At 62.2% G+C, this 18047-nt stretch carries 22 protein-coding genes; 10 read left to right on the top strand and 12 right to left on the bottom strand.

All coding sequences use genetic code 11. The features are described from left to right. Window positions 1-24 precede the first annotated feature (24 nt). Together IVA95_RS16865 and IVA95_RS16860 are read right to left on the bottom strand one after the other, a co-directional pair. Window positions 25-1038, bottom strand: coding sequence for a carbon-nitrogen hydrolase family protein (locus IVA95_RS16865; protein ID WP_247511486.1), 1014 nt, complete (start codon window positions 1036-1038; stop codon window positions 25-27). A 163-nt stretch (window positions 1039-1201) separates the two neighbouring features. Next, entirely contained in the window at window positions 1202-2155 is a 954-nt protein-coding gene (locus IVA95_RS16860; RefSeq protein WP_247511485.1) for a helix-turn-helix domain-containing protein, read from the bottom strand. 254 nt (window positions 2156-2409) lie between these two features. Here IVA95_RS16860 and IVA95_RS16855 point away from each other — a divergent pair, with 254 nt between their 5' ends. Next, window positions 2410-3042 carry a GNAT family N-acetyltransferase gene (locus IVA95_RS16855; protein ID WP_247511484.1) on the top strand — a complete coding sequence of 211 codons (633 nt, stop codon included), beginning with the start codon at window positions 2410-2412 and terminating at the stop codon, window positions 3040-3042. Window positions 3043-3121: 79 nt separating this feature from the next. On the opposite strand, the gene IVA95_RS16850 is transcribed toward IVA95_RS16855, so the two are convergent. Together IVA95_RS16850 and IVA95_RS16845 are read right to left on the bottom strand one after the other, a co-directional pair. Beyond that, window positions 3122-3424 carry a hypothetical protein gene (locus IVA95_RS16850; RefSeq protein ID WP_057851384.1) on the bottom strand — a complete coding sequence of 101 codons (303 nt, stop codon included), beginning with the start codon at window positions 3422-3424 and terminating at the stop codon, window positions 3122-3124. 142 nt (window positions 3425-3566) lie between these two features. Next, window positions 3567-4253, bottom strand: a complete 687-nt coding sequence (locus IVA95_RS16845) for a DUF2161 family putative PD-(D/E)XK-type phosphodiesterase (RefSeq protein WP_247511483.1) — start codon at window positions 4251-4253, stop codon at window positions 3567-3569. Window positions 4254-4445: 192 nt separating this feature from the next. Between IVA95_RS16845 and IVA95_RS16840 the strand changes: the two genes are divergently transcribed. Further along, window positions 4446-5159, top strand: coding sequence for a hypothetical protein (locus IVA95_RS16840; protein ID WP_247511482.1), 714 nt, complete (start codon window positions 4446-4448; stop codon window positions 5157-5159). On the opposite strand, the gene fabG is transcribed toward IVA95_RS16840, so the two are convergent. Then, window positions 5156-5836: a 3-oxoacyl-ACP reductase FabG gene (fabG, locus tag IVA95_RS16835; RefSeq protein WP_247511481.1), complete on the bottom strand. Its 681-nt coding sequence runs from the start codon at window positions 5834-5836 to the stop codon at window positions 5156-5158. The genes IVA95_RS16840 and fabG overlap by 4 nt on opposite strands. A 258-nt stretch (window positions 5837-6094) precedes the next feature. On the opposite strand from fabG, the gene IVA95_RS16830 reads away from it, so the two are divergent. Together IVA95_RS16830 and IVA95_RS16825 are read left to right on the top strand one after the other, a co-directional pair. After that, the gene (locus IVA95_RS16830) at window positions 6095-6295 is read left to right on the top strand and encodes a hypothetical protein (RefSeq protein WP_028346392.1); all 201 of its coding nucleotides are present in this window, start codon (window positions 6095-6097) and stop codon (window positions 6293-6295) included. 70 nt (window positions 6296-6365) lie between these two features. Continuing rightward, a complete protein-coding gene (locus IVA95_RS16825; RefSeq protein ID WP_247511480.1) occupies window positions 6366-7052 on the top strand; it encodes a hypothetical protein in 687 nt (228 codons plus the stop codon). Between the two features lie 12 nt (window positions 7053-7064). Here the strand turns inward: IVA95_RS16825 and IVA95_RS16820 are convergent, their stop codons facing one another. Beyond that, complete coding sequence (locus IVA95_RS16820; protein ID WP_247511727.1) at window positions 7065-7811, bottom strand: tyrosine-protein phosphatase; 747 nt, start codon at window positions 7809-7811, stop codon at window positions 7065-7067. Between the two features lie 86 nt (window positions 7812-7897). Between IVA95_RS16820 and IVA95_RS16815 the strand changes: the two genes are divergently transcribed. Further along, window positions 7898-8215 (top strand): MliC family protein, encoded by a 318-nt coding sequence (locus IVA95_RS16815; protein ID WP_247511479.1) that lies wholly within the window; start codon window positions 7898-7900, stop codon window positions 8213-8215. A 94-nt stretch (window positions 8216-8309) separates the two neighbouring features. Here the strand turns inward: IVA95_RS16815 and IVA95_RS16810 are convergent, their stop codons facing one another. After that, a complete protein-coding gene (locus tag IVA95_RS16810; protein WP_247511478.1) occupies window positions 8310-8510 on the bottom strand; it encodes a DUF2735 domain-containing protein in 201 nt (66 codons plus the stop codon). A 570-nt stretch (window positions 8511-9080) separates the two neighbouring features. On the opposite strand from IVA95_RS16810, the gene IVA95_RS16805 reads away from it, so the two are divergent. The 4 genes from IVA95_RS16805 (at window position 9081) to IVA95_RS16790 (ending at window position 12566) form a co-directional block, all read left to right on the top strand. Continuing rightward, complete coding sequence (locus IVA95_RS16805; protein ID WP_247511477.1) at window positions 9081-10118, top strand: glutamine synthetase beta-grasp domain-containing protein; 1038 nt, start codon at window positions 9081-9083, stop codon at window positions 10116-10118. A gap of 193 nt (window positions 10119-10311) precedes the next feature. Next, complete coding sequence (locus IVA95_RS16800) at window positions 10312-11016, top strand: GrlR family regulatory protein (protein WP_247511476.1); 705 nt, start codon at window positions 10312-10314, stop codon at window positions 11014-11016. A 6-nt stretch (window positions 11017-11022) separates the two neighbouring features. Next, window positions 11023-11709 (top strand): substrate-binding domain-containing protein, encoded by a 687-nt coding sequence (locus IVA95_RS16795; protein ID WP_247511475.1) that lies wholly within the window; start codon window positions 11023-11025, stop codon window positions 11707-11709. Between the two features lie 32 nt (window positions 11710-11741). Continuing rightward, window positions 11742-12566 (top strand): tetratricopeptide repeat protein, encoded by an 825-nt coding sequence (locus IVA95_RS16790; RefSeq protein ID WP_247511474.1) that lies wholly within the window; start codon window positions 11742-11744, stop codon window positions 12564-12566. A gap of 12 nt (window positions 12567-12578) precedes the next feature. Here IVA95_RS16790 and IVA95_RS16785 read toward each other — a convergent pair whose 3' ends face one another. Together IVA95_RS16785 and IVA95_RS16780 are read right to left on the bottom strand one after the other, a co-directional pair. Continuing rightward, window positions 12579-13022, bottom strand: a complete 444-nt coding sequence (locus IVA95_RS16785) for a DMT family transporter (RefSeq protein ID WP_247511473.1) — start codon at window positions 13020-13022, stop codon at window positions 12579-12581. Window positions 13023-13174: 152 nt separating this feature from the next. After that, on the bottom strand, window positions 13175-13387 hold the full coding sequence (locus IVA95_RS16780; protein ID WP_247511744.1) for a hypothetical protein: 213 nt from the start codon (window positions 13385-13387) through the stop codon (window positions 13175-13177). A gap of 5 nt (window positions 13388-13392) precedes the next feature. Here IVA95_RS16780 and IVA95_RS16775 point away from each other — a divergent pair, with 5 nt between their 5' ends. After that, on the top strand, window positions 13393-14097 hold the full coding sequence (locus tag IVA95_RS16775; protein ID WP_247511472.1) for a GrlR family regulatory protein: 705 nt from the start codon (window positions 13393-13395) through the stop codon (window positions 14095-14097). Here the strand turns inward: IVA95_RS16775 and IVA95_RS16770 are convergent. Genes IVA95_RS16770 through IVA95_RS16760 form a run of 3 tightly spaced genes read right to left on the bottom strand, consistent with a single transcriptional unit; the run spans window position 14094 to window position 17668 of the window. Continuing rightward, window positions 14094-14294 carry a hypothetical protein gene (locus IVA95_RS16770; protein ID WP_247511471.1) on the bottom strand — a complete coding sequence of 67 codons (201 nt, stop codon included), beginning with the start codon at window positions 14292-14294 and terminating at the stop codon, window positions 14094-14096. The genes IVA95_RS16775 and IVA95_RS16770 overlap by 4 nt on opposite strands. After that, window positions 14291-15394, bottom strand: coding sequence for a PepSY-associated TM helix domain-containing protein (locus IVA95_RS16765; RefSeq protein WP_247511470.1), 1104 nt, complete (start codon window positions 15392-15394; stop codon window positions 14291-14293). Before IVA95_RS16765 ends, IVA95_RS16770 begins: the two co-directional genes overlap by 4 nt. 57 nt (window positions 15395-15451) lie before the next feature. Then, window positions 15452-17668: a TonB-dependent siderophore receptor gene (locus tag IVA95_RS16760; RefSeq protein ID WP_247511469.1), complete on the bottom strand. Its 2217-nt coding sequence runs from the start codon at window positions 17666-17668 to the stop codon at window positions 15452-15454. Window positions 17669-18047 lie beyond the last annotated feature (379 nt).

The raw sequence follows: 18047 nt of genomic DNA, 5'->3' as shown, positions 1-18047 counted from the left end.
CTGCTCCTTGTCAGAATGGAAGCGTCAAGCCTGCAGCCTGATTTCGCGCATGACCTCGGCATCGACGGGAAGCGAGAAATGCTCGACGCGGTTGGCGCGTTTGTTGTTGAGCAACAGCCGCGTGACGTCGGGCCTCGAATAGTGCCCGGCGGGATCGGCGGCATTCTTCGCAACCCCAATCATGCCGAGATCGATATCGGCATACAAAATACCTTCCTGGTCGGGCGGCAGTTTTTCGGCAAGCGAACTGCCGTCCGGCCCGTAGATCACGGCGTGGCCGCCGCCAGCATGCAGGAATGCGTGTTTTTCGGGAGTGTCGCAGAGTTCGTCGATCATGGCCTGTGAGACGACCGCGCAGGGACCGAGGAAGAAGCACGAGCCCTCGACCGCATAGACCTTGCTGGCGGCGTTATTGACCTCATGGCCAAGCGCATGCGCGAACGGATCGTACAGCGAAAAACTCGGCCAGGCACCGACATGCACCTGTTCGTTTTGGGCGTACATCGCGTATTTCGACAGCGGCTGCAGGTGCTCCCAGCAGCACAGTGCGCCGAGCCGTCCGACGTCGGCACGATCGTGAACCGCAAGATCGCTGCCGTCGCCTTCGCCGAACACGGTGCGTTCGGCATGGGTCGGCCGCAGCTTTCGGCGCTTGGCGATGGTCTCGCCATCGGGACCGATCAGCCATTGCGCGATATAGAGGCTTCCACCATCGCGTTCGGACAGCCCGAGCACGGCCGTTAGCTTGGCGCGCTTCACGGCTAGGCGGATCCTTTCCGCCTGCGGGCTGTCGAAGGCGAGCGAATTGTCAAAATAGCGCTGCACGAAACCGCGGCCGATCGCCCAGGCAGGTGCGCCAAGCCAGATCTGCCACGGATATCCGGGGATGAAGGTTTCGGGAAACGCGATCAGCTTGGCGCCGTTCGCGGAAGCTTCCTCGATCAGCTTGATGCTCTTCTCGACGGTCGCATCGAGATCGAGAAAGACCGGCGCCGCCTGAACCACCGCCACCTTGTATCTCTGATGAACCAGACCCATCGAACTCATCCTCTCGCGTTGAAGACCGGTGATCGCTGACGCCAGCCTACAGCCGTGGCAATGCGCACCGCTTGTCCGCGGCGGAACGAAAACTTGTCTAAACTGGCAGATGGTCGGGAGAACGCCGGACGCCCGCGGCGCGACAAGAAGGAAGGGCCGGGCGTTATTTGCCCGGCTGCTCGCGCCATTCGCGCGGCGAGATGCCGAAGCGCTGCTTGAAGATGCGGCTGAAATGGGCGAGGTCGTTAAACCCCCACGCGAAGGCGATCTCGCCGATGTGCCGGGCCTGGTGGGCCGGGTCGGCAAGATCACGCTTGCAGCGCTCCAGCCGCTGCGCCTGCACGTAGCTGCGGAACGAGGACTGTTCGGCGGCCATCAGATCGCTGGCATAACGGGGCGAGATTCCGACTGCGGCTGCAGCGCGCGGCAGCGATAATTCGGGATCGGAAAGATGCGTCAGGATGTGGTTCTTGAGGCGATAGAGCAGCGCCGACCGGTGGGCCGATTGGTCCGGCAAACGGGCATGCAGCCGGTCGGCAAGCGTCATCGCGAGCAGATCGAGCACCTGGTCGAGTAGGCGCGTTGCGGCGGCGGGATCAACCAGTTCGATGGTCTTGCTCACATTGCGTGCGAAATCATATATCAGCCGTTCGAGCGGACGATCGCCTGCAAACGTCGTCGCGGTGAGACTATCGAACGAGCCGACGCGCTGTTGCAGCAGTTTGCGCGGCATCTGGAAGATCGTCTGCGAAAAACTGTCGTCGAAGCGCAGCTCGTAGGGCCGGGTGGTATCGTAAATGACGAATTGTCCCGCCGAGACGACAGCCTCGCGGCCGTCCTGGAACACGCCGTTCACGCCGTTGTTGCCCAGCGCCATCAGCACGAAATCTTCGCTGGCGCGAGCTATTCGCGACGGCGTGCGGAATACCCGCTGTGCCGTGGAATCGACCTGCGTGAGCGCGATTTGCCCAATTCTGGATTGCGATACCGAGCCCCAAAACGCGCCGCGCATGTCCGATTTGCAGTCGAGCCCGACAAAGGTGTCGCACACGATGTCCTGCCATACCGCTAGTCGGCGGTCCGGAAGGCAAGAACTGGTGTCGAGCACGACAGCCACAATGGGTCTCCGCGACCATCCGGCGTGCTGCCGGGCTTGGCGTCTTCAAAAAGCAAGCTCCATGCCCAGTTTGCGCCGGGTGACGAACCTTAACAATTGGTTAATGGCGGGTCGGCTAAATTGCTGCAAATACTGCCATTATTTAAGGCAGTATACGGAGCAATCCGGTCTTGAAATCCATGCTGCGGCGCACAATATAGGTGATCTAGGGATTCGACGCCTCCTCGAGGGTTTTCTCAGAGGAGTTTTGGACTATGTACCTCACCGTTATTGCGGCTGCGCTTGCCGATAGCAGCGTGCGCACGCTGAGCCAGCAGGAAGAACTGCCGCTATTGCGCGATCACCTGCTGCGGCTCGACCGCACCAGCCGCCGCGACCGTTTCCATGGCTTCATGGACGACAGCTTCATCGAGCGCTACGCCGAGAAATGCGCCAATGACGGCACGACGATTATCGCCTTCTTTGAAAACGGCGTGGTTCGCGGAGCCGCGGAGCTGCATCCGCCGGACCAGTCACCGGATTCGCTTCCCGAGATCGCCTTCAGCGTCGAAGCATCGGTACGGCGGCGAGGCGTTGGCAGCATCCTGTTCCGCAAGCTGATCGCGGTGGCGCGGGCCAAGGGCTACAAGAGCCTGCGGATCACCACCGGCGCGCAGAACGAGGCGATGCGCGCGCTCGCCAGCAAGTTTGGCGCGCAGCTTGTCTTCCGCCACGGCGAATCCACCGGCACGATCGATCTGACCAAGTATGATCAGGCAGAACTTGCGACGTCCTGGATCGACAGCGTGCTGAAGGCGACACGTAAGGCCGCAGCTTTCAACCGCAGTTATCGGCTAATGCTGCTTGGTATGGCCGGGACCGCCCCGTCCGAGTGGGGCGCCTCTTAAGCCGATCCGTACGTTCGATCTCGAGAATTGCCCCAAACCTTGGGCAATTCTCTGCGCAATCAAGGTAATCGCCGGCTTGTCAGGTGCCGGTACGCTTGTCGTTGCCGAAGCGCCTGATGACACGGCGTTCGACCACGACCGAACGCTGCGCGCCTTGTTCGCCCGCAATGACGCGAGTGGCCGATCGCGCCAACGCACGGCCGGTCTTCTTCACTTCAGCCAGCACTTCCTCATAGGGCAGCCCCATCAGCGCGGCGGCGATTTCCGCCTGCTGCTGCTGATCGTCGGTGATCCCGACCGCGGCGAAGATTGCCTCCTCCAGCGTCGGCGGATCCCGCCGGACGCGTCGTGTGCCGTATTTCGTGTTCCAGTCTTCGCTCATGGGCGCCTCGCATCTGATTGCGGAGATACCTAGGTGCACCAATGTTGCATTGCAATATGAATTTCGCTCGGCAATACAGCCATGCGTCTAAAATCTCTCAAGTCTGGTAGCGCTGTACGGTTCGGTGTCACCGTGCTTGCCATTATGCCGAAGGATTGCCGGCGGCAGCCAGATCCAGCGGCTGTTGCGGCCAGCGCTTCAGCGCGGCATGGCCGGCATCAGTCAGCAGGTAGATGCCGCGCTCGGCGCGTTCGAACCAGCCATAAACGTTGTGCAGCAGGATTTTTCCGGCATCGGGAATCTCCGCCCGCAAATCCCTGACGCGCCGTGGCCCGTCGGACAGCGCGGAGGCACAGGCCAACGCCTGCTGGCGGTACGCCGTCATGATCGGCGCGCGCGTCGATCCGCCCATGACGGGATCGCCCTTGCGCTTCTGGTGCTCCGCGATCAGCCGCGAGCGCTTTTTGGGATCGCGGCGCGGCGCTGACGTCGGTGGCTTGACGAGCACTTCGACATCGCCGGTGCTGGTGACGGCGAGCATGCCGAAGCCAAGCCGGCGGCACAGGTTGCGATACCGCGGGTCGCTCTCGCGGCCCTTGCCGCGGGCGGATAATTTGGCTGCAAGCCAGACCTCGTCGGCAGCGCCGGCGCGATCGACCGCCTGCAGGATCAGTTCCAGGTTGAAGGAAAGCTTCAGTTCGCCGATCACCACGATCGGCGGGTCGTCGTCACTCAGTGCGACCAGGTCGCAGCCGCCGACCTCGCCCTTGACCGTGAAGCCGAGCTTTTCGAGGAAGCGTTTGACGGGAAGGTAAAGTGCGGTTTCCAAGGCAGGCTCCGGCGGCGCAGACGGCCGCGACTCAACATGCCGAGCCTAGCCCAATTCCGGCAAAGCGTTTGATCGGGTAGCCCCGGAGCGGCTATTGTCGGAGCGGGGACAAGGCTAGCGGTAATTTGAGGGAACCTGCGAATCGATCGTTCGCGGGCCAACAAGCATTTGCCGCTCCCACAGCGAGTAGGCGTGTTGCAAGGGCTATACAAATTCCGCTTCACCACGGCGCGCGGCATGGGCAGCGGCGTGATGTTCGCGACATCGGGCGGCAGGCTGTACGGCGGCGATTCCGGCTCTTGCTTTGTCGGCAGCTTCACCGAGGCTGACGGCATCGTCTCGTGCGAGGTCACGATGTCGCGCCATTATCACGATCCCAAATATGTTCCGATGTTTGAAGTCGAGCATGCCGTGATGAGCTTCACCGGCGCGCGCCGCGGCGAGGAAATTCATTTCGAGGGTGGCAGCGCGGCCTTGCCCGGCGTCCATTTCACGACTGTTCTGACCCCCATCGACGACGCCGATGCACCGCCGCCCGGCGCGGTCGGCCCTGACGCGATCGGCAACGGGCTCTATTCCATCCACATCCGCATGCTCGACGGGATCGATGCCGGCAACACCGGTGTCATGATGCTGCAGGACGGCCGCATCAGGGGAGGCGATGCGTTCTTCGACTATATCGGCGCGTACACGGCGGCGAACGGCAAATGGAAAGGCGAACTCGTCAACCGCGAGCATACCCCGGCCCAGGGCGAGCGGCCGGTGTTCGGCGGCCACGAAGTCGGCATCGGCTTTTCCGGCACCTACGACCGCGACGGCGCAGAAGGCGAAGCTACCGCGCTCGCCGGCAAGCGCAGCATCCGCTTCAAGGCGGTGCTGAGAAAACTGGTGGAGGTGGAGGGTTAAACCCTCCCATTCACCGGCAGCAGCGCGCCGGTGACGGCGCTGGCCGCGTCGCTGGCGAGGAACAGGATCACGTCGGCCAGTTCCTTCGGCGTCACCCATTTGGTGAAATCGGCTTTCGGCATGCTGGCGCGGTTGGCCGCGGTGTCGATGATCGACGGCAGCACGGCATTGACGGTGATCTTGCCCTTGAGCTCGGCGGCGAGCGCCTCGGTCAGGCGATGCACGCCAGCCTTGGAGGCGGCGTAGGCGCCCATGCCGGCGCCCGCCTGCAGCGCGCCCATCGCGCCGATATTGACGATGCGTCCGGCGCCCGACGCGGTGAGGTGCGGGATTGCCGCGCGCGAGGCGTTGAGCGCGGTCATCACGTTGAGCGCGTACATCCGTTGCCAGGTTTTGGGATCGCCTTCCGCCACCGTCTCGAAGGCAAATCCGCCGGCGATGTTGAGCAGCGCGTCGAGCTTGCCGAAATGCGCGGCCGCGGCGTCGATCGCCTTCTTGGCTACCGCCGCGTCGGTGAGGTCGACGCCGCCGAGTTCGAACAGATCCGCCGTGGCCGGAGCTTGGGTCGGTGCATGGTCGACGCTCGCAATCCTGGCGCCTTGCGCCAGCGCTTCGTCCACGATCACCCGGCCGAGCGCACCCAGCGCGCCCGTCACGACAATGACTTTTCCATCCATGAAGGGCCTCCGCATGCGGATGAGGGAGCGCACCCTATCAGGAGACTTTCAATCCAATGCGGCGAATTTCTGCATGACCGTCGTCTCGCCAGCCCAAATTGTCGCGGCCCCACGTCTGGCCGGAGGTAGCGAGCTACGTAGGATTACGCGAGACTACGGAATTGGGCGAAATCGATAAAATTTGCCGGAGTTCTGTAAGCCGTTTGCAGACTCCGTTCGATAGAACCGGACTCCAACAAAAAGGCAGGGGACTTTGTCATGGGTTTGCCGGATCATGGTTTACCGCTTGTTCAGCTTAAGGAGCAGCGGCGCGACCTGGTTGTAGCGCTGCAGAATCGCAGCGGTCCGGTCTCGAGCTGGGAATTGATGCAGATCGCAGCGATCCAGCAGGCGATCTCCGCGTTCGAGGACGTCATCGCCGATCTCGACGCCGAACTGGAAATGGAAGCGGCGGCCTGAGCCGGTAGCGCGCAGCTTTCCGGCAGCCACGGTCTGCTTTATGATTTGCGCGTGGCGGAAAGGATCGCGCATGCGCTACGCTCTCGCATTTCCAGTCGCTCTCATCGCATTGCATATTCAATCGGTGGCTGCCGCGCATGCGCAAGGCTGCGTCGCCGATCAACATGGCGGCCTTGTCTGCGGCGAGGGGAAGGCCGCGATGCGTGTCATCGCCGATACCACCTCGCCATCGAACAGCTATGCGTTCGCCTGGCGGACCGCGCAGGGCCTGCCGTCCGGCAGCGATACTCCCAACGACGTCGAGAACGTCCTGATCCGTGTCACCGATGGCGTGGTGCTCGCTACACTCGGCGGCAAGTATTGGGAGACTGGTGAGATGCGGGCGAACCGCTACGAGCTGATTGCGGCCTGGTCGCCGGACAGCCAGGCCGTCATCGAGGTCGCGAACAGCCGCTGGGACAGCGATTCCTTTGCCTATTACCGGATTGATGGAGCAACGGCGACCAAGCTCGATCTGCGTGCGCTCGTCGAGCCTGTCATGACGGCCAGGCTGCCGCCTCGAAATCGCCAGGATATTTCCTTCCGTGTGCATGAGGATCTGCCGGTGACACTCGATGCGCGCGGCCGCGTGCGCTTTACCGCGATGCTCTATGTGCCCAAGGGCGAAACCAGCAACGACTACAAGGTGCAGGTCAACGTCAGGGCGAGAGGCGGCAAGCTGTCTGCGCAGGTCGTGTCGATGCAGCGGGTAAGGTGAAGGCGGATCGGGTCAGTCCTGCAGATAGCGCGCTTCGAGATGGGCCCGTTCGGCTTTGCCGAGACCAAGGCCGTCGCGGAGATAGCTTTCGAGATCACCGTAGTCGGCGTCGATGGCCTCGAAGGCGGCGGCAAGGAACGAGGCCTGCACCGAGCCCAGCACCTGCTTGACGTTCTCGGGCAGGTCGCTGCTGTGATTGGGGTCTCTGCGGTAGAAGCGGTTGGTCAGGAGATAGTCTTCCGAGATAACGTCTTCGGAAACGCCGAGCGTATGCAGGATCAGCGCGCACGCAAAGCCGGTGCGGTCCTTGCCGGCGGTGCAATGGATCACCAGCGGCGCGCGATCTTCCAGCAAATGCGCAAACAGGGACCGGAAGTGCTGCGTGTTCCTCTGCACATAGCTGCGGTAGGAGTCGCGCATCACTTCGACGGCGTGGTCCGTCGACAGCGGCGTGCCGGCGGCCGCGATGGCGCGCAGCGCCGCGACCACCGTCGGCTCGACCGGCAGTGAATGAACGGTGATTTCGGGCATGCCGCACAGGGCGGCGGTGCGTTCCTCGGTGCCGCGAAAGTCGAACGCACTGCGGACGCCCAGCTCCCGCAGGACGCAGACATCGCCTTCGGTGAGATGGCCGAGATGGTTAGAGCGAAAAATCTGCCGCCAGCGTACGATCCGGCCGTCGCTTGTGGGATAGCCGCCGAGATCGCGAAAATTGCTGGCGCCGGCAAGATTGAGATGGCGGGCAGGGGAGTCTGACATCATGCAGCAAGGGTTCGGACGGAGGACAAGGGACGGGTGTCGTTCGGCCCCGTCTCGTCTATACTGAACTCGCAAGAGGGCGAAGCATGAATCGGCGGAACATCACGATTTTTGGCGCGGCGCTAGGCCTCGCCGCGGTTGCAACCATGCCGTCACAGGCGTCGGCGCAGTCCAGCTTCCGGAATTATCGTTGCGTCGACGGGTCGCAGTTCACGGTTGGATTTTTTCAATACGACAAGCGTGCCCATCTGCAACTCGACGGCAAGGCGGTGACGCTGCCCAAGCGCTGGGCCCTGTCGGGGGCGCGTTATCAGGGGAAGGGCGTGACCTTACGGATCACCAAAGCTGGGATCACCACGCTCAAGCACGCCAGAAGGCGGACCACGACGTGCGAGCAGACATGAAAAAGGGCCGAAACGATTTCGTCCCGACCCTTTTCTACTTCTTTCGTCCGCGCCTCGTTTGCTCGGCGCGTCCCTGCCAAACACCTCCCAGACATCAGTGATCCCGCTCGGTCTTGGCGTCTTCGATCGCCGCGGCGTGGTACCAGCTATCGCTGCAGTCCGCGAGGTTGACCGGCTGGGCCGCAAATTCGGTCACGGCTTTGGTCTCGCCATAGCGGCGTCCCCCGAGAGCCGCCCGGCCCCCGGCTGGGAATTGGTAGATCGTGGCTGACCCGTGATTCAAATTCGGATTCATCGTTGCAGTCTCCTTTTGTCGAGGCGCGAGCCTCCATGGTGCGCCCGACTCGTTCTCTAGTTGTTACGTAAGGCGATATTGTCGGTGCCCCGGGCGGGTGCAAGTGACCAAGAGAGCGGCAGGATTTGTCTATTTCGTAGGCAGTTTTGGCGGTGCATTCTGCGAGGCAGCGTTTGCATGACCAACGCCTGAGCCGACGGGATAGTTGCTCGGGTAAGTCGGCGTCCCGCTCGGGGGCCTCAAATGGGTGCCGCACCTTTAAGCGCTCAGCGGCAGGCAAACGAAAATGCCGGAGAAATGGGCTGGATTCGGCTCGCGAGCCAGCCGCCAGACTGCCCGATTTGCGGCCCTGCCGCGCTCCTATGTCGCAGCTTTTATTTCAGGCCGCCTCCGGTCGGCACTGTGGATGGCCGTTGCCGCGGTGCGGCGAGTGGCACGCTACGTGCTTAGTAAGAGGTGGCCTGACGTGGCCGGGTACACGCATGCGGAGACCTCCAGGGGGCTGGACGTCAAAATCCAGAATTCAAGGCTTTGGTTTCCCGCATTTCATAGCAACTCAAGAGAGGCTCAATGACCAAGTACAAGCTCGAGTATATTTGGCTCGACGGCTATACGCCGACGCCGAATCTGCGCGGCAAAACGCAGATCAAGGAATTCGACAAGTTCCCGACGCTGGAACAGCTTCCGCTGTGGGGTTTTGACGGTTCGTCCACCATGCAGGCCGAAGGCCACAGCTCCGATTGCGTGCTGAAGCCGGTCGCCGTCTATCCGGATGCTGCGCGTGAAAACGGCGCGCTGGTGATGTGCGAAGTCATGATGCCCGATGGCAAGACCCCCCATCCCTCGAACAAGCGCGCAACCATTCTCGACGATGAAGGCGCTTGGTTCGGCTTCGAGCAGGAATATTTCTTCTACAAGGACGGTCGTCCGCTCGGCTTCCCCTCGGACGGTTATCCGGGTCCGCAGGGCCCGTACTACACCGGCGTTGGCTACAAGAACGTTGGCGATGTCGCCCGCAAGATCGTGGAAGAGCATCTCAACCTCTGCCTCGCCGCCGGCATCAACCACGAAGGCATCAACGCCGAAGTGGCGAAGGGCCAGTGGGAATTCCAGATCTTCGGTAAGGGCTCCAAGACCGCTGCCGACCAGATGTGGATGGCTCGCTACCTGATGCTGCGCCTGACCGAGAGCTATGGCATCGATATCGAATTCCACTGCAAGCCGCTCGGCGATACCGACTGGAACGGCTCCGGCATGCACGCCAACTTCTCGACCAAGTACATGCGCGAAGTCGGCGGCAAGGAATACTTCGAGAAGCTGATGGCTGCCTTTGAGAAGAATCTCATGGACCACATTGCCGTCTACGGGCCGGACAACGACAAGCGTCTGACCGGCAAGCACGAGACCGCGCCCTGGAACAAGTTCAGCTACGGCGTGGCTGACCGCGGCGCCTCGATCCGCGTTCCGCACTCCTTCGTCAACAATGGCTACAAGGGCTATCTGGAAGACCGCCGCCCGAACTCGCAGGGCGACCCCTACCAGATCGCGTCCCAGATCCTGAAGACGATCGCGGAAGTCCCGACCGGCGCCAAGGCGGCCGCGGCCTAAGGGATTTGACGATATGACCGGGGCGCGCGCCCTGGGTGCAAAGCTGATCCGCCAAGGCACTGCCTTGGCGGATCATTACGTTTTGATGACACCGCTGCCTTGACAGGTTTGATTCAAATACGGCGGTTCAAAGCCGTTCCCCTGCATTATGAACCGCGCTAGACAATTAGCCGCGTTTGCCGGGGGCACCGCATTGTTTGAGGGATTTTACAAAGTCAGGTTTCAGCTTGGCGCTGCGGTCGGCCGCAGCGTGATGTATGCGCGCGATGGCAAGATGCTGGGCGGCAATTCGGCCTTCGCCCATATCGGTACTTACGAAAAACGCGACGATGGCGTCGATATCGTGATCCAGACCGTGCGCCACAATCCGGACCCGAATTACCGCGCGATGGCGGGGACCGACGATGCCACCCTGCTGGCGAAGGGCAGGGCAGACGGCAGCCTCTACCGCTTTGAAGGGGCCTTGAAGGAGTTACCCGGCGTGGCGTTCCATTCGGTGATGACGCCGCTCGAGCAGGAGGCCATCCCGATCGCCGGCAGCGTCGGCGAGGGCGGCATCGTCAACGGCCTCTATTCTATCCACGTTCGCCTGCTCGACGGCGTCGAGGGCGGCCTGACCGGCGTGATGCTGCTCAATGACGGTCGCATCCTCGGCGGCGACGCATCCTTCTACTATCTCGGCACCTACACCTCGGAGAATGGCCGCTGGAAAGGCCAGATCCTCAATCAGGAGCACACGCCCGCCATGGGCGAGAACCCCATCTTCGGCGGCCATGAAGTCGGCATCGGCTTTTCCGGCTCCTGCGACGAGCAAGGCGCGCTGTTGGAGGCGACTGCGCTCGCCGGCAAGCGCAGCCTTCGCATGACCGCAGTGCTCAAGCTGATGCGCCGGGTATAGTGGCCGATGGCTGATGCCGTGCGCATGCTCTCGACGCTGGCGTTGAAGGGCGCCGTGCAAGCCCTGGCCGGCCAGTATCAGGCGGCCGGAGGCGTACGCATAGACGCCGATTTCGCGCCCACACTGGCGCTGTTGGACCGGCTGCGGGCGGGCGAGGCCGCGGACGTCGTCATCCTGACCCGCGAGGGACTAGACGAGGTCGCGCGTGAGGGGCGGGTGGTCACGGAGACTTGCGTGGATCTGGCCCGCTCCTTCGTCGGCATCGCCGTGAAAGCAGGAGCGGCCCATCCCGATATCGCGACCGTGGCGGCGCTGCGCGCGACGCTACTCGGCGCGCGCTCGGTGGCGTATTCGCGGCTTGGCGCCAGCGGCATTCTGTTCGCAAAGCTGATCGAACAGCTCGGCATCGCCTCTGACATCAATGCGAGGGCGCTGATCATTCCGCAGGGCTTTACCGCTGAGAAGCTAGTGACCGGCGAGGCCGATCTCGCCGTCCAGCAGATCAGCGAGTTGAAGCAGGTCAGGGGCATCGAGGTGGTTGGAGCCATTCCACGCGAACTGCAAACGCCCGCGGTGTTTTCCGCCGGGCGCATGGTAGCGACCAAGAAGCCGGCCGAGGTAGACCGGCTGCTGCGATTTCTTGTGTCACCTGCAGTAGCACCGGCATTGCGCGAGAGCGGGCTCGAGCCTTGAATTTGGCGGCACGCCGACGCAACCTGCGCCTCATGAAGGGGATGTTGCGAGGCCTGCTGATTGTTGCTGTCGTCTCGGCCGCGGCGCCGACGCCGGCGGCTACGCAATCAGCCGACCTCGTGCTGTGCGATCGCATTGCTGCCGACCCGTCCGATCCCGACCGGCCGGCCGACGTGAGGGGGACAAACGAGATCGCGGCTTCCGATATTGCTACTGCCATCAGATATTGCAGGATTGCCGCGAACGCGTCGCGGCGCGCGATGTATCAGCTTGGGCGTGCCTACGCCGCCAACGGGCAAGCGGCCGAAGCAATGGCCGCCTGGCGCAAGGCGGCCGACAAGGGGTCGACTTCGGCGATGGTCGAACTCGGCGTGCTCTACGGAACCGGCACCGGCGTTGCGCGCGACGAGGCGCAGGCGCGAAAGCTGTTCGAGCGCGCGGCCCAGGCCGGCAATCCCCGCGGCGTCAGCAATCTCGCTGCCTTGGGTGGTGGAGACGCATCGGACCCGGTACGTGCGCGCGAACTGCTGTCGAAGGCGGCCGAGACCAATGCCGAGGCGCAGTATCAGCTCGGAATGATGCTGGCTGAAGGCAATGGCGGAACGAAGGACGATGCGGCGGCTCGCGCCCTATTCGAGAAGGCAGCCGCGCAAAACCATCCGGCTGCCCTGGAGCGCATGGGCGCCTTCGCGCAGGCGGGCCGCGGCGGACCAAAGGATGCGGAAACTGCCAAGGCCTACTATCAGCGCGCTGCCGCACTGGGCGATGAGGATGCGAAGAAAGCGCTGGAGCGGCTGCGCTGTCCCTACGCGATCAAGGACAAACGCGGAAACCTGGTAACGAATCTATGCTTCTGAGGCGGCCGACCATCATTCCCGGATCAACACGACGCCGGCTATCAGGAGGACCGCGCCCGCTAAACGCGCGGTGCTGAGGGGATGCGGCGTCAGCCCGAACGCGCCGAAATGGTCGAGCGTCACGGCAGCGAGCACCTGACCGGCGATGACCAGTGCAAATAGTGTCGCTGCGCCGAGCGAGGGCAACAACAGGATCGCCAGCAGGATGAACGCGGCGCCGAACACGCCGCCGGACCACGCATACCACGGCACATCGACTATTGTTTTCCAGGACGGCACGCGGTCGCGGAGTGCGATCACCGCAACGATCATAGTGATGAGACCGACGGCATAGCTGATCAGCCCCGCCCAGGCCGGCGAGCCCAGCGCCGTGCGCAGGTTGCCATTGAGCACCTGCTGGGTCGCGACGCTGACGCCAGCGCAGAGGGCAAGGAGATAGAGGAAGAAATGTTGCACGTGAGCCCCCCGTTCATTCCATGCCGGCCGAACGATCCCGGCATTGCAAGGCAAGACAACGCGAATAGCCGGAGCGGAACAAGGGGACCGCTAGGTCATTATTGCGGACGGGGCTCGCAAAAAAAGCGGTGCTGGCCATGATCCGAAAATTATCATCGGGCGAATACCGGCTCTATTCCCGCAAAATCAATCCGAAAACCGGCAAACGCCGTAATCTCGGAACCTTCAAATCGCGTGCTGCGGCGGAAAAGCACGAACGCGCCGTGCAGTATTTCAAACGGCACTGAAACTGCGGTAAAACGCGCGCTGGTTCCATCGTGGCGGTTGGTGCTAAGCCCGCCGGACGGTTCGATATTGCAGGACATTTTCGTTGCTCAACGGGCTTTACAAGGTCGAGTACGGCGTGGACGACGCGTTCGGCCGCAGCATCATGTGCATGCATAATGGCAAGCTGTTGGGCGGCAATTCTGCCTTTGCCCATCTGGGCACCTACCAGGAGACGGGTGACGAGATTATCGGCGAGGTCATCACCCAGCGCCACAATGACGATCCCTACTATAAGCCGCTGATGGATACCGACGTCGCTGCCATCAGCGTGCGCGGCAAGCTACAGGGCAACAAGATTCGTTTTGAAGGCAGCGCCGCGCCGCGGCCAGGTGCCTTGTTCTGGGCCGAGTTGACGCGGCTCGACGACGAGGCGCTGCCGCCGGTCGGCACCGTTGGGCCGGGCGGCATTGTCAACGGGCTCTATTCTCTTCAGCTCCGCGCGCTCGATGGTGTCAAGGCGGGCTTGTCCGGCGTCATGCTGCTGCTGGACGGCCGCATCCTCGGGGGCGACGCCTTTTTCTACTACCTCGGCTCTTATTCCTCGGCCGACGGCCGCTGGAAGGGCGAGATCCTCAACCAAGAGCATACGCCGGCAAAGGGCGAAAACCCCGTGTTCGGCGGCCATGAGGTGGGCATCGGCTTTACCGGCACCTGCGACGAAGCGGGGGCTGAGCTGGAAGCCATTGCGCTCGCGGGAAAGCGCAGCCTGCGGCTGGCTGCCACGCTCAAGCTGATGCGGCCCGCTTAGCCGCGCTTGCGCCGAGCGAAAAACCAAACGGTGAGGGCGACGGGCGCGCCCAGCGCCAACCAGGAAAAATAGCGGCCGGGTCCCTCGGACAACAGCGCGCTTAACAGCCCAGCGACCGACAGCACGCCGATCAGCAGCGGACCGCCGTACACGGTCCACCAATTGCCGCTGGATCGCGATTTGCGGGCGCCGGTCATTCGGACGGCTGCAACAAAGGCTGCCCTGCGAACGCGTGGCTGCGATGCTTGCGCCGTTTGACGACCCACAGATAGAGCCCGCTGCCGATCACGACGATCGTCATGATATCGAGCAGCGCCCAGATGATCTTCAGTGGCATGCCGCCATAGTCGCCGAAATGCAGCGGTTGCGAGACCAGCAGTGCCTTCAGATAGAGGGGAAGGTCGCGCGCATCGGACACGTCTCCGGTTTCGCCATCCAGCAGCACCGGTTTGAGGAGCCGCGACGTCAGTGGTGTGTCGCCACGCATGAACACGGCGAAATGATGCGAGCTCGTGAACGGCGTGCCCGGGAAGGCAACGAACGAGACATTCATGTCCGGCGCGGTCTTGCGTGCATTCTCTAGCGTCCTGTCGAGGGAAGCGAGATGCACCGGCGGTGGCTTGCCCGCGTAAGGCTTGACCATGTCAGCGAGTTCGTTGGCTTTCCACTGGCTCAGCATCACTTCCGCAAGCGTGTTGATGACGCCGGTGGCACCGGCTACCAGCGCCCATGCGATGGTCACCGCGCCCAGAAGATTGTGCCAGTCGAACCAGGCGATGCGGCGTGACTTGCCCCGGAGGGTGCCAAAGCTCAGGCGGCGCGTGAACGGCCAGTACAGCACGACGCCGGAGATGATCGCGACCAGAAACAGGAAGCCCATCGCGTCGAGGAACAGTTTGCCGGGCTGACCGGCAAACATATCGACATGGAGTTTGAGGAATATCAGCATCGGGCCGCCGCCGACCGAGCCGAGCGGCTTGGCGGTGTGCGCATCGTATGCCCTGAGCGTTGCCGCATCCGGATCGCCATCGACCTTGTTGTTAGTGAAGGCGATGATGTTGTTCGGCTCGTCCTTGTCCCACAGGATATACTGCAGGACCCGGCCGGGATCGTTCGCAAGTGCCGTGCGGGCGATCTCGTCAATGCTCCGTTTCACCGCGCCCGGCTGTGCGATCTCGGGCTTCGGATCGTAGCCGAGCAGCTCATCAATCTCGTGATGAAAGATCAGCGGCAGGCCGGTGACGCACAGCAGCAGCAGGAACAGCGTCGATATCAGGCTGCTCCAGGTGTGGACCACCGACCAGATACGAACCGTCCTCGCTTTCAGTGCTGCCTCCCTGCCGATTGCGACGCGTTACCATTTGTAGGCTAGGCTTGCCGTCACGCGACGGCGATCGCCGTAAAAACAGGAGGTCTCCGACGCGCAACTGGCGACATAAGTTTTGTCAGCGATATTGATAACGTTCAATGCCGCGCGCCAGTTTTGCCATTCGTAATGGATCGTCGCGTCACCGAGCACCACCGAAGGAACCACAAGTGTATTCGCGACATTGGCGAAGGACTTGCCGACGTAGCGCACGCCGCCACCAAAGCCAAAGCCCCTCAACGGTCCCTCCTGGAAGGTGTAGTCAGTCCAGACGGATCCAACCTGCTGTGGCGTGTTGGTCGGCGTCAGGCCGAGCAGCGCCGGATTCGCGTCCTTGCTGATAAAGAGATCGTAAGTGGTGAACGCGCCAACCATTTTCAGGCCAGGTCCGAGATTGGCTACGGCCTCCAACTCGAGACCGCGCGATGTGACCTCACCGGTCTGGTTCTGAAGAACCGGCGTGATGCCCGGGACTGTCGTCGGCACGTTTTGCCGCTTCAGATCGAACACGGCAATGCTGAAATGGCCGTTGAAGCCGTTAGGCTGAAACTTCAATCCGATCTCGGCCTGCTCGCCGGTTTCCGGCAGGAACAGTTGGTTCGAAGCGTTGACGCCGATGATCGGATTGTAGCTGGTCGCGTAGGCGACATAGGGAGCGAGGCCGTTGGCGAAATTGTAAATCAGGCCGGCACGGCCGCTAAACTTGCTGTCCTCGCGGTTGATCAGCGTGACGCCCGTCGGGCGATCGCCTTGGCTCGTCGATACCCAATCATTGCGGCCGCTCAACACCAGCGTGAAACCGCCGAACTTGATCTGGTCCTGAATATAGGTGCCGAGTTGATTTTGGGTCAGGAGGAAATTACGGAACGGCGCGCCCGTGAACGGTATGTCGCCGACACCGTAAACCGGATTAAACGCGTTGATCGAGGGCACGCCGCCAAAGGCAAAGATCTGATAGTCGTCGATCCGATAGCTTTTCAGATCGAGGCCAAACAGCATCGTGTGCTGCACGGGGCCGGTGTCGAAACGATACTCCAACTGGTTGTCCAGGTTGCCTTGGTTGGCGGTGTTCTTCGCATACCAATTGTAGCGACCAATGTCGCCGGTGGCGATGTTGGTATAGCTGTTGCCGACGAAACCGCGATAGGTGAGGTCAACATGCGCGTAGCGGGCATTCTGCCGGAATGTGACGCTGTCGGAGAGGTTGCGCTCGAATTGATAGCCGATCATCTCCTGTTCGCGCTTGAACGTATCGACACTGGGGTCGCCGACGAATAGTTTTGTCGGGATGCGGCCAAAGGGTGCATCGACCACCGTTCCGATATAGGGCAGGAAGTTAATGCCGCGCGTATCTGTCTTCGACGCTGAAGCCAGCACGGTGAACGTCGTGTCTGCATCCGGCTTGTAGGTGACGGACGGCGCGATGAAATAGTTATTGTCGGGCGTAAAGTCGACTTGCGTGCCGCCGTTCTGGACCTGGCCGACCACACGATAGAACAGTTTTCCGTTCTCCGGTTGCGTCGCAACCGGGCCGCCAAAATCGAAAGACAGATAGGCGTTGCCGAAATTGTTCACGCCGGTCTCGAGATAACGGATCGGCTCTGTTGGAGGCATCTTGCTGACGGCATTGACGATACCGCTTGGGCTGGAGCCGCCATACAGCACGGCGGAAGGACCGCGCAGCACTTCGACGCGCGCGAGATTGAACGGCTGCAGCTTCCAGCTCGCATAGGACGTGTAGAAGAGCTGCAGCCCGTCGAGGAACAGGCCGACATCGTCCGACTTGAAGCCGCGGATCAGGAACCAGTCGTTGCGCGTGTCGGCGCCGAATGTTCCGGCGACAACGCCCGGGGTGTAGCGCAGGATCTCGTCGAACTTACCGGGCTTCTGGTCGCGAATCTGCTCGCTGCCGATCACCGATAACGACTGCGGCGTCTCCATGATCGGCGTGTTGGTCTTGGTGCCCGCCATCGAGCGGCCGGCGACATAACCCTGGACGGCGCCGCGCGGGTTTTCGACGAAGCCGACGCCGCGTTGCGGCTGCGGTCTGTTGGATCGCGCTGCCTGCGTTGCACGCCTGTTTGCCGCCGCTGCGGCGATGCGGCGCGACGGCGAGCCTCTGGCGAGGCTACGACGACAGGAGGCAACGACTGTGCCCCGGATTGCGGCGAAGAGCTTGACTGCGCGAACGTTGGCTGCGGCCACAACGCCAATACGGACACGGTCGCCAACGCGGCGATCCGGAACAAATTACGAGACTTCAAGGTTCACCCCAAACCTGCGAGCACTCACGTCGCGCTTTCAGGAAGTTCAGCAGCGCAACTTGGTGACGCATACGCGAGGGATTACGATTCCTCTAATGGAATGGTTCTTAGAGAGGCTCTTAGAAAACTTCCAGCAAACGCGCGATGATTGATTGATCCGGCACCGACAGTCGGAAGCTGTGACACCGGAAAAGGCCGCAAATGCTGGTTCCACGGCGTGCGCGATGCGCGCGACAAATGCCCGCAATTCTGGAGCGCGTATTGCCATCGAATAGGAACAGGTGTTCTGCCTGAGGCATTAACAGCCTGAGCTGATGTTA

Origin of the sequence: Bradyrhizobium sp. 157, assembly GCF_023073815.1 — a bacterium.
Lineage (GTDB): Bacteria > Pseudomonadota > Alphaproteobacteria > Rhizobiales > Xanthobacteraceae > Bradyrhizobium.
Note: the sequence above shows the minus strand (reverse complement) of the source record. Positions and strands in the feature narration are given on the sequence as shown.

What these genes read in the sequence shown, in the direction of transcription:
- IVA95_RS16865 (WP_247511486.1), bottom strand. Translation starts at nt 1,038, where the DNA reads ATGGGTCTGGTTCATCAGAGATACAAGGTGGCGGTGGTTCAGGCGGCG.
- IVA95_RS16855 (WP_247511484.1), top strand. Translation starts at nt 2,410, where the DNA reads ATGTACCTCACCGTTATTGCGGCTGCGCTTGCCGATAGCAGCGTGCGC.
- IVA95_RS16850 (WP_057851384.1), bottom strand. Translation starts at nt 3,424, where the DNA reads ATGAGCGAAGACTGGAACACGAAATACGGCACACGACGCGTCCGGCGG.
- fabG (WP_247511481.1), bottom strand. Translation starts at nt 5,836, where the DNA reads ATGGATGGAAAAGTCATTGTCGTGACGGGCGCGCTGGGTGCGCTCGGC.
- IVA95_RS16830 (WP_028346392.1), top strand. Translation starts at nt 6,095, where the DNA reads ATGGGTTTGCCGGATCATGGTTTACCGCTTGTTCAGCTTAAGGAGCAG.
- IVA95_RS16825 (WP_247511480.1), top strand. Translation starts at nt 6,366, where the DNA reads ATGCGCTACGCTCTCGCATTTCCAGTCGCTCTCATCGCATTGCATATT.
- IVA95_RS16820 (WP_247511727.1), bottom strand. Translation starts at nt 7,811, where the DNA reads ATGTCAGACTCCCCTGCCCGCCATCTCAATCTTGCCGGCGCCAGCAAT.
- IVA95_RS16815 (WP_247511479.1), top strand. Translation starts at nt 7,898, where the DNA reads ATGAATCGGCGGAACATCACGATTTTTGGCGCGGCGCTAGGCCTCGCC.
- IVA95_RS16810 (WP_247511478.1), bottom strand. Translation starts at nt 8,510, where the DNA reads ATGAATCCGAATTTGAATCACGGGTCAGCCACGATCTACCAATTCCCA.
- IVA95_RS16805 (WP_247511477.1), top strand. Translation starts at nt 9,081, where the DNA reads ATGACCAAGTACAAGCTCGAGTATATTTGGCTCGACGGCTATACGCCG.
- IVA95_RS16795 (WP_247511475.1), top strand. Translation starts at nt 11,023, where the DNA reads ATGGCTGATGCCGTGCGCATGCTCTCGACGCTGGCGTTGAAGGGCGCC.
- IVA95_RS16790 (WP_247511474.1), top strand. Translation starts at nt 11,742, where the DNA reads ATGAAGGGGATGTTGCGAGGCCTGCTGATTGTTGCTGTCGTCTCGGCC.
- IVA95_RS16780 (WP_247511744.1), bottom strand. Translation starts at nt 13,387, where the DNA reads ATGTCCTGCAATATCGAACCGTCCGGCGGGCTTAGCACCAACCGCCAC.
- IVA95_RS16770 (WP_247511471.1), bottom strand. Translation starts at nt 14,294, where the DNA reads ATGACCGGCGCCCGCAAATCGCGATCCAGCGGCAATTGGTGGACCGTG.